Source organism: Kribbella sp. NPDC058693 (genome assembly GCF_042715335.1).
GTDB lineage: Bacteria > Actinomycetota > Actinomycetes > Propionibacteriales > Kribbellaceae > Kribbella > Kribbella jiaozuonensis.
On sequence record NZ_JBHXSQ010000001.1, the window covers coordinates 748,691 to 762,426 of the forward strand.

11 protein-coding genes are annotated in these 13,736 nt (G+C 67.5%); 6 read left to right on the top strand and 5 right to left on the bottom strand.

Translation table 11 applies throughout. The features are described from left to right. Complete coding sequence (locus tag ACFWUU_RS03555) at positions 1–837, top strand: hypothetical protein (protein ID WP_380172350.1); 837 nt, start codon at positions 1–3, stop codon at positions 835–837. Here ACFWUU_RS03555 and ACFWUU_RS03560 read toward each other — a convergent pair. Then, the gene (locus tag ACFWUU_RS03560) at positions 834–2,249 is read right to left on the bottom strand and encodes a hypothetical protein (protein WP_380172352.1); all 1,416 of its coding nucleotides are present in this window, start codon (positions 2,247–2,249) and stop codon (positions 834–836) included. The genes ACFWUU_RS03555 and ACFWUU_RS03560 overlap by 4 nt on opposite strands. Positions 2,250–2,328: 79 nt before the next feature. Here ACFWUU_RS03560 and ACFWUU_RS03565 point away from each other — a divergent pair, with 79 nt between their 5' ends. Continuing rightward, positions 2,329–4,818 carry a CHAT domain-containing protein gene (locus ACFWUU_RS03565; RefSeq protein ID WP_380172354.1) on the top strand — a complete coding sequence of 830 codons (2,490 nt, stop codon included), beginning with the start codon at positions 2,329–2,331 and terminating at the stop codon, positions 4,816–4,818. On the opposite strand, the gene ACFWUU_RS03570 is transcribed toward ACFWUU_RS03565, so the two are convergent. The 4 genes from ACFWUU_RS03570 to hemW all read right to left on the bottom strand — a co-directional run bounded on the left by ACFWUU_RS03570 (position 4,811) and on the right by hemW (position 9,435). After that, positions 4,811–5,542 (bottom strand): hypothetical protein, encoded by a 732-nt coding sequence (locus ACFWUU_RS03570; protein ID WP_380172356.1) that lies wholly within the window; start codon positions 5,540–5,542, stop codon positions 4,811–4,813. The two genes, ACFWUU_RS03565 and ACFWUU_RS03570, sit on opposite strands and share 8 nt — an antisense overlap. A gap of 23 nt (positions 5,543–5,565) precedes the next feature. Further along, a complete protein-coding gene (locus ACFWUU_RS03575; RefSeq protein ID WP_380172358.1) occupies positions 5,566–6,573 on the bottom strand; it encodes a LacI family DNA-binding transcriptional regulator in 1,008 nt (335 codons plus the stop codon). 105 nt (positions 6,574–6,678) lie between these two features. Beyond that, complete coding sequence (locus ACFWUU_RS03580) at positions 6,679–8,004, bottom strand: extracellular solute-binding protein (protein ID WP_380172360.1); 1,326 nt, start codon at positions 8,002–8,004, stop codon at positions 6,679–6,681. 219 nt (positions 8,005–8,223) lie between these two features. Next, complete coding sequence (gene hemW, locus ACFWUU_RS03585) at positions 8,224–9,435, bottom strand: radical SAM family heme chaperone HemW (protein WP_380172362.1); 1,212 nt, start codon at positions 9,433–9,435, stop codon at positions 8,224–8,226. 87 nt (positions 9,436–9,522) lie between these two features. Between hemW and ACFWUU_RS03590 the strand changes: the two genes are divergently transcribed. From ACFWUU_RS03590 to ACFWUU_RS03605, 4 genes are all read left to right on the top strand, one after another. Next, a complete protein-coding gene (locus ACFWUU_RS03590) occupies positions 9,523–11,541 on the top strand; it encodes a DHA2 family efflux MFS transporter permease subunit (protein WP_380172364.1) in 2,019 nt (672 codons plus the stop codon). A 32-nt stretch (positions 11,542–11,573) separates the two neighbouring features. After that, complete coding sequence (locus ACFWUU_RS03595) at positions 11,574–12,260, top strand: Crp/Fnr family transcriptional regulator (RefSeq protein WP_380172366.1); 687 nt, start codon at positions 11,574–11,576, stop codon at positions 12,258–12,260. A 112-nt stretch (positions 12,261–12,372) separates the two neighbouring features. Beyond that, complete coding sequence (locus tag ACFWUU_RS03600; protein WP_380172368.1) at positions 12,373–13,266, top strand: N-acyl homoserine lactonase family protein; 894 nt, start codon at positions 12,373–12,375, stop codon at positions 13,264–13,266. Next, positions 13,263–13,691: an SRPBCC family protein gene (locus ACFWUU_RS03605; protein ID WP_380172370.1), complete on the top strand. Its 429-nt coding sequence runs from the start codon at positions 13,263–13,265 to the stop codon at positions 13,689–13,691. Before ACFWUU_RS03600 ends, ACFWUU_RS03605 begins: the two co-directional genes overlap by 4 nt. Positions 13,692–13,736 lie beyond the last annotated feature (45 nt).

Sequence of the window (13,736 nt, forward strand, 5' to 3'; positions counted from 1 at the left end):
ATGGCCGACGAACGGTCGCAGGCCGAGCGCTGGATCAGTTTCGCCGCCGGCATCATCACGCCGGTGACGCTGCTCAGCGCGCTGCTGTTCTACTTCGGCTACGTCTCGTCGCGTTCGCAGTACGCGTACTTCGGGATCGACGTCGACACGATCGGCCTGAGCACCCAGGACTACGTGATGCGCAGTCCCCAGCCCCTGCTCGTCCCGCTGCTCGTGATCACGCTGCTCGCGGTGGCGGCACTCCTTCTGCACAACGCGATCCGTCCGACCCCGGTCGCAGTACGCCGCGCCGCCCGCGTCGCCGTACTGGTGCTCGTCCTCGGAGTAGCCGGCCTCCTCGCGTATCCGCTCATCGGCCACGTGCCGTACTACGCCCTCATCGTCCCCGGGGTGATCGGCTTCTCCGCGGCGGCGCTTGCCTACCTCACCTATCTACGCCGCAAGGCCGACCCGACCCTCGGCCCGCAACGCATCCTCATCGCCCTGCTCGCAGTCGTCACGGTCACCTGTGCGTTCTGGGCGACCGCGACAACCGCGCAGTACTCCGGCCGCGGCCTGGCCCGCGCCGACGCCCGGCACCTGAACCGCTTCCCGGTCGTCATCCTCGACACCAAGGAGAAGCTCGCCCTCCGCTCCCCCGGCATCGAAGAAACCACCCTCCGCGCCGGCACCGGCCAGACCTTCAACTACCGCTACCGCGGCCTCCGCCTCCTGGTCGTAGGCCAGAACCGCCTCTTCCTCGTCCCCCAAACCTGGTCGGCCTCCAACACCACCGTCGTCGTCCCCCTGGACGACTCGATCCGGGTCCAGTTCCAGTTCCAGAACGACCCGCCCTAGCCGCCCTGCTGCCGCAGCTTGGCGCGGAGCTCGGCGATCTCGGCTTCCTGCTTCAACCGGGCGAGCTCCGCGTAGTCCGTCGCCGTTGCCGATTGACCGGCCAGCTTCAGCCGCTGCTCCTCCAGCTCCACGGCACGTTTGAGGTTGTCGAGCTCGCGCTGCTGCGGGGCAGTGAGCGCCTTCGACACTGTCTCGTAGGCGCCGCCGAACGCAGCGGGCACGCCGGCGAGCGCTTGCAGTCCCGCGTCGGCGCTCGCGGTTCCGCCATAGTTGATCTTGGTGATCGCGCCGAGCTCGGACATCGTGATGCCGGTCGAGCGCTTCCCGCTGAGAGATTTGCGGATCGGTACGTCGACGAGCTCGCCGGCGCGGTCCATCACCAGGACACGTTCGCTCGAGGTCAACGCCGACTTCTGCGCCGTGCCGACCGCGTGGCCGATCTGAACCCGGCGTGGTGTTCGGTAGTAGAAGCGGTCGGTCTTGTACGTCGGCGTGGTGGAGGTCGGCGTGGCCGTGCCGTTCTCGGTGACGAGGGCGGCGACGCCGAGGGCGTTCTCGAAGAACGCTTCGACCCGTTTGCCTTCGGCATCGGCCCCGAACGTCAGCACTCCGGCGTACCAGGTCGGCAACGAGGCCAGATCGACGAGTTCGTCGTACACGAGCTTCGTCTCGGTCAGCGTGCCGGCCCGCCACGCGGCGAAGAGCTGGTTCGCGCGATCGAGCTCGCGCTCGTTGTCAGCCTTCAACCGGGCCAGCGTTGCGACCGCCTCCCGCTCGGACTTCATCTTCGCCGGGTCCGGTACTGCGAGCCGCAGCCGGCGGCGGGCTGCGTCGAGGGCGCCCACCAACGTCTGTTGCTCTTCGGTCAGCTCGGTCTGGCGCGTGGCCTGCTCGGGAAACGCTGCGACGTACGCCTGCCACACCTGTTGCTCCGGCGACAGCGGCTCCTCGTCCGCCGGCTCTTCTTCCGCTGGTACGTCGTCGCCCCCGTCGCCGAGCGGCTCCTCGACAGCGGCGTTGGCACCGGCCGCTCCCAGCAGCGCGGCCAACGGGACGTTGCCGGTCGCAAGCGCCAGGGCTGTGCCTGCGAGCGTCGCGCCCGCGGTGAGGACCTGGCCGAGATGGCCGGTTGTCTCGATCGACGTGCTGGTGAGGCGTCCGTCATCGGTGAGACCGACTTCGAACGCGTAGTCGCGCATCAATCCGCTCTCGACCTTGACCTGCAGGCACGGAGTCGGATCGGCCACGGTGACGAGCGTGAAGCTGCGCTCGGCTGTCCGCGACTTCGCCTGACGGGTGGTCCCGTCAGGTGCTTTCTCGGTGACGATCGTGTCGACCGTCTCGGTGACCGTGGCCTGCAGCCGGACCTTGGTCACGGGCAGCCGGTACTCAACAGTGGTCTCTGTTCCCATGGTTCCCCCCTCGTGCAAAGACCTGATCAGAGCGTACGCTCTCCGTAACCGTTTGAGGGGGGCTCGAATGGTCATACGGGTGGGAGATCCTGCGTCCCTGACCAGGGTTCTGGACGTCGCGACGACACTGACGACCAAGGCGCAGATGCCGATGCGTCGCGACCGCGAACTCACCTGGTACCGGCTCGTCCGGACGACCAACGAGGAGCTGGGATCGCGGGTGCGTCCCGACGTCCTCGAGCTGATCTACAAGGAGCTGTGGAAGAACCTCGCGACGCAATCCGATCTGTCGACGGTGCCGGCGCTGCTCGTGCGCAGGCTCCAGGTCGAAGCGCTGGCGGACCCGGGTCAGACGGTGCCCGCGCTCACCTCGGCGGTCGACGTACTCGACGAGCTGACGTCGGACGACAATCCCCTCGGCCGCGACGCCGCGGTCCGTGCCATCGCCGGACAGCTGCTGCAGCTGAACGAAGGCATTCTGCAGCGAGCCAGCGCCGTCAGCCGCGAGTACCTCGGCGAAGCGCTGACCACGGCCGCCGACGACACCACGGATGATGTCCGGCAGCTCGCCGATGCCGCGCGCTTGACCCTCACCGGGCACCTCACGCGGATCCCATCAGCGCTCGACAGTCAGATATCCGTTGCCCAGCGCGCGTTTCCTCATTTCGTCACCGGCGTCACCGCCGGACTGGATTCCGAGACCGTGCACCGCATGATGGTCATCGAGCCCAGGACGTACTCGCCCGGACGCGCGCTGAGCTACGCCGCCTGGCTGCCGACCCTGAACCATCTCTCGGACTTCAGGACCGACCTGGGCGAGCCCGATCAGTTCAACGTCGGTCTGGCCCGTGCGGACACACCGGCGGTCGCATTGGTCAACCGTTCGTTGCAACCCGATCAGGACTATCTCGTCTGGGCGAGCGTCGGGCCGGCGGATCCCGATGCGTTGCCGGACCCGATGGGCGGTATCGATCTGTCCCGGATGGTTGCCGGCGACACCCTCGAGGTGGTCCTGTTCGATGCCGATGGCAACAGTTCGAGCGGTACGCTCCGGCTCGGCAGCGGCCGCCCGCTGGGCGTCGGCGAGCCGGCCGACGACGTCGACGTACCGGACGACCTGCGGAGGACCCGGCTGTACTTCCGCTTCCACACCCCGACCGAGCCCGGGCAGTCCCACCTTCGCGTCTGCCTCTACCATCACGGCGCACTGCTCCGAGTGCATCACCTGGTCCTGTCGATCGGCCGCCAGACCGCGCGGTTCAAGGTCGGTACCCCGTACGCGATCGCTTCGTCTCCCACCACCACCGATGTCAGCCGCCTCGCCGAACGCCGGCTGAGCATCTACACCAACAGCGTCGGTGACGGCACGCACGGGTTCTTCTTCCGTGGCGCCGACGACGAACAAGAGGTGTCGATGTCGGCTGTCTTCGACGGTCTCGAGGTCAAGGACCTGTTACAGATGATCCGCGGCGGCCTGCGGATCGCGGCCTGGGGATCGGACAGTCCGCCGAAGGCGACGGCGTACAAGTACTCGCGACTCCCGGACGGGACGTTCGGCTCATTCACGGGCCTGCGGAAGGATCTGATCGAGCTCGCCCGGAGCGGGTACGACGCGTGGGAGGAGATCTCCAGTCACTTCGCCAACTCCACGCGCCGCCGCGAGCTTCAGCAACTCATGCGCCGTCCCGGTGGGGTGGTCGACATCGCTCCTCGCAACGACTCCACCTTCGTACCGCCGATGGCCGGCCTCTACGACTTCGACCTGGACACCGATCCGAACGTCCCGCTCGCCCTCTGCCCGGAGGCCGAGGAGGCGCTCCGCTTGCGGACGCCGCTGCTGGAGTCCGCCTGCTTCGGGGCGGACGGCTGCGAGCACGCGGACACCGAGGTCGTCTGTCCCAGCGGGTTCTGGGGTCTGCGCCACGATGTCGGCGTACCGCTGTCCGACAACAACGACGACGACGCGACACCACGCCTGGATCTGGGCGGTGATTCGCCGCGCGCGGCCTTGATCGGCACTGTGCCCGACACTGTCGTCGCCGGCGTGACGAACCACGCCGGCGATGTGATCAACCGACTGCCCGGATCGGTGCACGTCACCGACCGGAACCTCTGGTTCAAAGAGGCGGCCAAGCCGGCGACGTACCCGATCCTGTACTTCCTGTGCCACGGCCAGCAGCGCGACCGCGGCGGACCGGTGCTGGTCCTGGACAAGCTCGGACGCGCGGCGATCTCCAAGTCGAACCTCGCCGCCAAGCACGTCGCACTCGACCACCGGCCGCTCGTCGTGCTGAATGCCTGCGATACCGCCGCCCTCGAGCCGGACAAGGCGATCAGTCTCGTCAAAGGCTTCACCTACAACGGAGCCGGCGCTGTCATCGGTACTGAGACGGCCATCTTCCCGAGCCTCGCGTACGCGTTCGCGAAGACGTTCCTCGACGGCGCCCTCACCCCCAAAACCAGCCTCGGCTCCGCGCTCCGAGCGGCCCGGCTGGAACTACTCAGACTCGGCAACCCGCTCGGCCTCGCGTACATCCTCTACGGCCTGCCCGACGCCCGCCTCAACTGAACGTCCGCGTGCTGACCTTCGCAACCTCAGGCAACCGCTGATCCGCTGCCGACTTCGGAACCATCCGCGTGACCGCTTGAGGTATCGAGCCGACCGCGAACACCCGCGCGTCGCCGCCGACCCTCACCACCACGAACGCCGCCTCACCCGGCACCCGATCCGGAAGAGCAACCTCACGTGTCCCCGCGGCTAGCTCCCCCTCGAACACCATCGACGAAGTACTGCCCGGCTCCGGCGGCGTCCACGAGGTCATCCAGAACGCCTCCACAGTCACCCACGCATCCTCCGGCAACTCGAGGCGGATGGTCCGCTCCTCCTCGTCGTATTCGACAACGGCGGCCCCGCTCCCGCGGGTCGCGGCATCAACCTGAGCGGCAAGCACCCCCGGAATCCCGACCATCCCCTGCACGACGGTCACCGAGGTGTTCCGCTTACCAATCTCCTCCCTCAAGAACTCCTTGGTATCCGGCGGAACCATCCCCCCGAACACGAGTACATCGATCCCGTCGGCGTCGTAGTCCTCCAGCACCTCCCCGAACTGATTCGTCACGTCGGCCCGATACCCGGCCCCCCGCAACCTCCCCACCACCTCTTCCAACACGCTCGGACTACGCCCGACCACAAGCACACGAGCAGCTTCGTCGTTCATCTGAACTCCAGAGATCATTATGTTGGTAGCGCCAACGTTGGCACCACCAACATAACTCACGCACACAACCCCCAACGTGACACGGTGGGGTGAGAGCGTCAGGCGCTGTCGCGGATGATCAGCTCGGTGTTGTAGATCTCGGGGCTGGTGAGGTGCGCCCCGCCGATCTTCGCCAGGAGGATCTCGGCCAACCGGGCACCGAGTTGCTCGACCGGCTGGCGGACGGTGGTGAGTTTCGGAGTGGTCATGGTCGCGAGGACCGAGTCGTCGAAGCCGACTACGGCGACATCGGCGGGCACGCGACGGCCGTGCTGGGAGAGGACGCGGAGAGCGGCAGTCGCCATCAGGTCCGACGCGACGAACAGCCCGTCAAGGTCCGGATGCTGATCCAGCAAGCGCAGCGTCGCCTGCTCGCCGCCGTCGGCTGTGAAGTCGCCGTACTCGACCAGAGCCGGCAGCCCGGCTTCCTTCATCACGTCCTTGTAGCCGGTCAACCGGTCGATCCCGGCCGTCATGTCGAGCGGTCCGGCAACAGTCGCGACCTTCCGCCGCCCGATCGCCAGCAGATGCTCGACACCGGTCCGCGCCCCAGCCACGTTGTCCACGTCCACACTCGCCACCGGTACGTCGACACCGAGCGGCCGCGCACTGAACACGATCGGCAACGGCAACTGCGCCAACTCCTGCAGCACGTTGTCGCGCCCGTGGTGGCTGATGATGATCGCGCCGTCGACATGCCCGCCGCGCAGATACCGGATGAACCGCTGGTCATCCCCCTCAGCCGGCTCGATCAGCAGCACCAACTGCGACGACGTCGGCGCCAACGTCCGGCTGACGCCGCTCAGCATGCCGGCGAAGAACGGGTCCGAGAACACCCGGCTGTCCGGCTCCGGTACGACGATCGCGACCGAATCCGTACGACGGGTCACCAGCGCGCGAGCCGCCCGGTTCGGTACGTACCCCAACTGCCGGATCGCCTGCTCGACCGCGGCGACCGTCTCCGGCAACACCTTCGGCGAGCCGTTCACGACCCGCGAGACCGTTGCCCGCGACACCCCGGCGACCGCCGCAACCTGCTCCAACGTCGGAGAACCAGACCCTTCCATCGGCCCTCCTCGGCTGTCGATCGGCCTGCGTTCACACGGTAGTACGTCCTAGGTCGAACGCGCGTCAGCCGTTGGCCACCCGCCGGGGTGTGTTGACAGATTTCTTCAGTTGCCGACCCGGGTGTCGGCAACCTTCTCCGCCTGGTCGACGGCCTGCGCCCACGCCGCGTCCGGCGACTGCTTGCCGTCGTCGACCCGGGCCAGCGCCGCGCTGAAGATCTGGTTGATCTCGCCGTCGCGGGGACCCTTGTGCTGCTTGAGGATCACGTTCCGGGCCCGGTTGATGAAGATCTGGCCGACCGGCGCCTTGTTGAAGTACGCGTTGACCTGCGACTTCACCTGCGGGTCGTTGTACGCGTCGAGCGTCGACGGGAACGAGCCGATCTTCTTGAAGACCTTCACCTGCTGCTCGGGCGCGGTCAGCCAGGCGGCCAGCTTCGCGGCCTCCTCCGGCTGGGGCGACTGGATCGGCACGGTCAGGTACGAGCCGCCCCAGTTACCGCCGCCGCCGGGGAACACGTCAGCGACGTCCCACTTGCCCTTGCCGAAACTGCCCGCGTTGTCCTGGATCACGCCGAGCAGCCAGCCCGGGCACGCCATCGTCGCGAACTTGTCGGTGCGGAAGGCGGCGTTCCATTCGTCGCTCCAGGCGACCAGCCCGGCGGACAGGCCGTCCTTGCTACCGGCCACCACCTGGTTCCAGGTCGACCTCAACCGCGGGTTCTCAGCGGCGAGGAAGCGGTCCTGGTTCGAGTAGTACGCCTGGATCAGCTGGTTGCGCATCGCCTCCCAGGTCAGTACGGCGGAGTCGTACCAGGCCGAGCCGGGCACCCTCTGCTTGAACTTCCGTCCGTTCGCGAAGTACGACGGCCAGTCCTGGAACATCTTCGCGACCTGCGTACGGTCGGTCGGGAGCCCGGCCTTCGCGAACAGGTCGCGCCGGTAGCAGATCGCCTCCGGACCGATGTCGGTGCCGTACCCGATGATCTTGCCGTCCTGGGTGGTCGCGCCGGCCACCTTCCAGTCGAGCCAGCGGTCCTTCAGGTCGTCCGCGCCGTACTGGCGCAGGTCGACGAACTTGTCGGCCTTGGCCAGGTACTTGTAGATCCAGCTGACCTCCATCGCCTCGATGTCGGCCAGACCGGTCCCGGACGCCAGGTTCGCGTCGAGGTTCTTGACGTGGTCGTCGACCGTCTTGGCGTGCTGCTCGACGATCGTGATGTTCGGATGCGCGGCCTCGTACTCCGTGTACAGGTCGTCGTACCCGAACTCGTTGAAGGTCGCGATGGTCAGCTCGATCTTCGGGCCGTCCGTCTTGGCGGCGGTCGGACCGGACGTGCTGGAACCACCACCACAGGCGGCGGTCACGAGCAGGACCGCGGCGCAGGCCAGCAGTCCGGCTATGGGGCGATAGCGGGCACTGGGCCGCATGTCACGTGCTCCCTGGAACTTGGACGGAGTTGAGAGCGCTCTCGGATCGCGAAAGTGACCTGAGTCTCATTCGTCCAAACCAGATATGTCAAGCTCTCCGCGGTCACGCTGAGATACGAGCGTCACAAGGTCCTGACATAGTGTCATCGCTGGTCACGCTGCGAATCACGATGATCACCCAGGGCCGCAGACCCTGGCAGTTAGCTGTGCGTGACCGCCTTACGGCAGCAAGTCGCGAACCACCGCGTCGGCGAGCAGCCGCCCCCGATCAGTCAACACAAGCCGCTCACCATCCAGCACCGCGAGGCCGTCCTCGACCACCTGTTCGGCTGCGGCGCGGCCGGCGTCGTCCAGGACCTCTCGCGGGAGACCGGCCTCCAGGCGCACCTCGAGGAGGACTCGTTCGATGCGGCGGGTTTCTTCGTCGAGGGTTTCGCGGGCGTGGGCGGGGCTTTCGCCGGCGTTCAGGCGTTCGGCGTACGCCGTGGGGTGCTTCACGTTCCACCAGCGGGTGCCGGCGACGTGGCTGTGCGCGCCCGGGCCGATGCCCCACCAGGTGTCGCCGCGCCAGTAGAGCTCGTTGTGGCGGCAGCGGGCCGCCGTACTGCGGGCCCAGTTGGACACCTCGTACCAGCGCAGGCCCTCGGCCGAAAGCAGCTCGTCGGCGAGGACGTACTTGTCGGCCAGGTCGTCGTCGTCCGGCATCGGCAGCTCGCCGCGCCGGATCCGTCGCGCCAGCTGCGTGCCGTCCTCGACGATCAACGCGTACGCACTCACGTGGTCGGGCTGAGCGGACAGCGCGGACTCCAACGAGGCCCGCCAGTCGTCGAGTGTCTCGCCGGGAGTCCCGTAGATCAGGTCGAGATTCACATGCTGAAAGCCGGCCGCCGTCGCCTCCTTGACGGCCTGCAGCGCGCGCCCAGGAGTGTGCTGGCGGTCGAGGATCTTGAGCACATGGGTCGAGGCGCTCTGCATGCCGAAGCTCACCCGGGTGAACCCGGCCTCGAGCAGCGCCTCCAGGTACGCCGGGTCCACCGACTCCGGATTCGCCTCGGTCGTCACCTCCGCACCGGGCGCGAGACCGAACTCGTCCCGCACCGCGGCGAGCATCTTGGCCAGATCAGCGGCCGGCAGCAACGTCGGCGTACCGCCGCCGAAGAAGACCGTGTCGACCGGCCGGTCCAGCTCCCCCAGCACCCGCCGGGCGAGTCGCACCTCGCCGACCGCGGTCTCGGCGTACGACGCCTGGGACCCGCCGCCACCCAGCTCCTTCGCGGTGTAGGTGTTGAAGTCGCAGTACCCGCACCGCGACGCGCAGAACGGCACGTGCAGGTAGAACCCCAGCGGCCGGCTCGCGGCCTCGCGGACGGCGGACTCCGGCAACGCCCCGTCCCGGGGCGCAACCTCCCCCTCGGGCAATGTTGACGGCACCCACCCATCGTACGGACCGTTTATTTCTTGATCGGATCTCCGTCGTTTCGTGGTCACAGGATGTCCGGAAATAGCTACATTCGGCTTATGGACACCGAGGCTCAGCCGGTCGGACGTCGTACCCGGAACGCGGTCGTGGTCGCGATCATGCTCGGAATGTTGCTCGCGGCCCTCGATCAGACGATCGTTGCGACCGCGCTGCCGACCATCGTCAGCGACCTCGGCGGCGCCAACCACCTGTCCTGGGTCGTCACGTCGTACCTGCTCGCCGAGACGATCATGACCGCGCTGATCGGCAAGTTCGGCGACCTGTACGGACGCAAGCCGATGTTCCTGATCAGCGTCGTGCTGTTCCTGGCCGGCTCCGCGCTGTGCGGGATGGCCGACTCGATGCTGTGGCTGGTCGGCTCCCGTGCGATCCAGGGCCTCGGCGCCGGCGGAATCATGGTGACCGCGATGGCGGTGATCGCGGACGTCGTACCGCTGAGTGAACGCGGCAAGTACCAGGGCGTGATGGGCTCGGTGTTCGGGGTCTCGACCGTCGCCGGGCCGCTGCTGGGTGGACTGTTCGTCGACCACTTGAGCTGGCGGTGGGCGTTCTACGTGAACATCCCGCTCGGCATCGTCGTCCTGATCGTCGCCTCGATCACGTTGCCGTCGGTGAAGGCCGCGGTGAAGCCGAGTATCGATTACCTCGGCATCCTGTTCATAGGTCTGGCCGCGACCGGGTTGACGCTGGTGACGACGTGGGGCGGCAACGAGTACGACTGGACCTCGCCCGTCATCATCTCGATGACGATCGGGTCTATCGTTGCGCTAGGCATCTTTATCCTGGTCGAACGTCGCGCCGCGGAGCCGTTGCTGCCGCTGCGATTGTTCCGGTCCCAGGTGTTCACGGTGTGCTCGGTGCTGAGCTTCATCATCGGGTTCGCGATGCTGGGCGGGGTCACCTATCTGCCGACGTACCTGCAGTTCGTCCACGGCGCGTCGGCGACCGAGTCCGGGTTGCAGATGCTGCCGCTGGTGCTGGGTCTGCTGGTGGCGTCGGTCGGGGTCGGGCAGGTCATCAGCAAGACGGGCCGGTACCGGTTGTTCCCGATCGTCGGCACGGTGCTGATCGGTATCGGGCTCTTCCTGCTGTCGTTGCTCGACAACACCACGTCGTACGTCGTGACGGCCGGCTATATGGTCGTTCTCGGCGTGGGTGTGGGGCTGTGTATGCCGGTCCCGACCGTGGTTGTGCAGAGCACCGTCGACTACGCGGATCTCGGGGTCGCGACGTCCGGCGTGAGCTTCCTGCGGACGATGGGCAGCTCGTTCGGGGTTGCCGTGTTCGGGTCCATCTACTCCCATCAGCTGCCGGTTCACCTGGCTGAAGCCGTCCGGGCCACCGGCGCGGATCCCCGGGTGGTGACGACGGTCGAGGGTGTCCGCAACCTGCCGGAGTCGATGCGATCGGCGGTGACGGCGGCGTACGCGGACTCCTTGCACACCGTGTTCCTGTGGGCCGTGCCGGTTGCGGGGCTCGGGTTCCTGACCGCGTTGCTGCTGAAGGAGGTCCCGCTCCGCGACAGCGCCCGGATGGCCGCGTCCGACGTCGGCGAGAACTTCGCGGCGCCCTCGTCGTTCGACTCCGAACACGAACTCCAGAAGCTCGCGGCCCTCGTCGTACAGCACCACAAACGCAACCCCGCACCCGAGGTCCTGGCCGAGTCCGGGCTTCCGCTCAGCCACGCCGAGGCCTGGATGATCATGCGCGTCTTCCGCGGCGGCGCCGAGCAGGGCTCCGCCACGCTGGCCGAGATCACCGGCGACCTGCGGATGCCACCCGGCGTACTGGAACCCCTGGCGTCCCAACTGGTTGCCGAGGGCTACTTGTCCGAGACGTTGGGCCATTACCGCTTCACCACCCTCGGCCTGGAGATGTTCCAGCGCTTCGTCGGCGCCTTCCGGGTCTGGATGCTCGACCGCCTGACCGACTGGGACCCGGACAACTCCGAGGCCTTCTCCAAGGCCGTCGACCGCATCGCCGAACAAATGATCGACCAAGGCCAATCCCTCACCACCGGCAAACACGCCGCCCTGGCGGCCACGAGCACCCAGTAGCTTCGCCGGAGTCAGTGGCCCATGCTTGAGGGGTGGCTGATGGGGACGTGGCGGCGGCTCTGGCTGGAAGCTTCCTCGGAGGGCTACCGGGTGAGCTGATCGAGCGGTTGCTGACGTCGGGTGAGCGAGTTGGTTACCCGGCGGGTAGCACGCTGTACCGGGAGCGGTCCTCGCCGCGGGCGTTGCTGGTCGTTCGCGGCTTGCTGCGCGTCTACATGTCCTCGCCGGAAGGGCGTCAGGTGACGGTCCGGTACGCGCGAGGCGGCGACGTGCTCGGGATCGCCGTACTCGTGGCGGGGCCGGCGGATGTCGGCGTGCAGACTTTGTCGGAGTGCACGCTCTTGCGGATCGACGCCGGGCTGCTGACGGGCGCCGCGCGCACTGACAGCCGGGTCGGTTGGGCGATGGCGGAGGAGCTCGGTCGGCGGCTGTACGAGAATCTGCAGCAGACCGCGGTCAACGCCTTCGGCACCGTGCGGCAGCGGGTCGCCGCGCACCTGTTGGATCTGGCCTCGACCCAGCAGAGTCCGCGCGGCGAACTCGTCGCCCGGGTGTCTCAGCAGGAGCTCGCGGATGCCGTCGGTTCGGTCCGCGAGGTGGTGGCGCGCGTGCTCCGCGACTTCCGGCTGGCCCAGCTGGTCGCTACCTCCGCCGACGCGGTCCACATCCTCGATCCCGCCGGGCTGCACGACCAGACCTGGAACCCCGACGAGGCGTGACCTCGGTTACTCCGGCGCACAACAAAAGTCACAGACGTGCCCACGACCTCCGGCGAAGACTGATGCCCTCGGCCCCGAATCCGTCGGGGACGATCGCACTTCAGGAGTTCAGATGTCTACGGAAGCAACAAGACTGCCCGCGCGCACCGGCACCGGGGACCCGGTCCGAGCGGTGTCGGTGATCAGCACCGGCAGCGTCGAGATCCACCCCGAACACGCGCAGGGCTCGAAGAAGCCGCTCTACTGGTGGCTGCTCACGTCCCGCCGGTGGCTGCCACCCCGCCCGATCAACGTGTACGTCGTCGAGCACGCGAACGGGCTGGTCTTGTTCGACACCGGCCAGGACCGCGCCTCGGTGACCGACCCGTCGTACTTCCCGGGCGGGTTCAACGGAGTCGTGTACGACCGGCTGGCCAAGTTCCACATCGCCGAGGACGAGACGCTCGACGCGCAACTGGGCACCCTCGGGTACTCCGTTGCCGACGTCGACAAGGCGGTCATCTCGCACCTGCACCAGGACCATATCGGCGGGATCCCCCAGCTCGGCGGCAGCGAGCTCCTGATCACGCCGGAGGAATGGGCCCAGCTGTCCGGATTCTCCCCCGAGGCCCGTGGATTCCTCCGCGCGCACATCGACGTACCGGGGGCGCGCTGGAAGCACATCGACTTCACGGGCACCGCTTTGGATCCGTTCACCGAGTCGTTCGACGTCATGGGCGACGGATCGATCGTGCTGCTCCGCACGCCCGGTCACACTCCGGGCTCGATCTCGATGCTGGTACGCCGGCGCGACCTGCCACCGCTCCTCATGGTCGGCGACCTCACCTACGAGGCCGCCCTGCTCGAACGCCGCCAACTCCCCGGAGTCGGCAACCGCGGCGAACTCGGTTCCACCACCGACAAGGTCCTGGCCCTCGCCGAGCACCTCCCCGGCCTGGTCATCCTCCCCGCCCACGACCCGACCGCAGCCCAGCGCCTCGTCGACAGCTCACGGCGGCCGAGATGAAGTTCACCAACACGATCACCATCAACCGGTCCGCGACCGCGGTCTTCGCCTACCTGGCCAACCTCGAGAACCTCCCTCAGTGGAACTACGCGCTGGCCGAGACCCAGCAGTTGACCCCCGGTCCACGCAGCGTCGGCACCCGCTACCGGCAGACCCGCACGATCCCCACCCACGCGGTCGAGTCCCTGGAGATCATCGAGCTCGTCCCGGACCAGAAGCTCACCGTCGAAGGCACCCTCAGCGGTCTCCCCGCCACCCTCACCTACACGCTCGACGCGAAAGGTGACGCCACCACACTCACCAATTCGGTCGACCTCCGCCCGCCTCGCCCGCTGAACCTCGTGGCACCCATCGCCGCAGGTCGGATCAAGTCAGCCGTGGCCGCCAACCTGAACGCGCTGAAGCAGCTCCTCGAACAGTCATAGGTGGAGATAGGTACAGGGTGGTAGGGCAGGGAAACGCAATGGAGT

Bases quoted from the DNA above. Each gene is read 5' to 3' on its own strand.
- ACFWUU_RS03560 (WP_380172352.1), bottom strand. From the start codon at position 2,249: ATGGGAACAGAGACCACTGTTGAGTACCGGCTGCCCGTGACCAAGGTC.
- ACFWUU_RS03580 (WP_380172360.1), bottom strand. From the start codon at position 8,004: ATGCGGCCCAGTGCCCGCTATCGCCCCATAGCCGGACTGCTGGCCTGC.
- ACFWUU_RS03555 (WP_380172350.1), top strand. From the start codon at position 1: ATGGCCGACGAACGGTCGCAGGCCGAGCGCTGGATCAGTTTCGCCGCC.
- ACFWUU_RS03575 (WP_380172358.1), bottom strand. From the start codon at position 6,573: ATGGAAGGGTCTGGTTCTCCGACGTTGGAGCAGGTTGCGGCGGTCGCC.
- ACFWUU_RS03605 (WP_380172370.1), top strand. From the start codon at position 13,263: ATGAAGTTCACCAACACGATCACCATCAACCGGTCCGCGACCGCGGTC.
- ACFWUU_RS03590 (WP_380172364.1), top strand. From the start codon at position 9,523: ATGGACACCGAGGCTCAGCCGGTCGGACGTCGTACCCGGAACGCGGTC.
- ACFWUU_RS03600 (WP_380172368.1), top strand. From the start codon at position 12,373: ATGTCTACGGAAGCAACAAGACTGCCCGCGCGCACCGGCACCGGGGAC.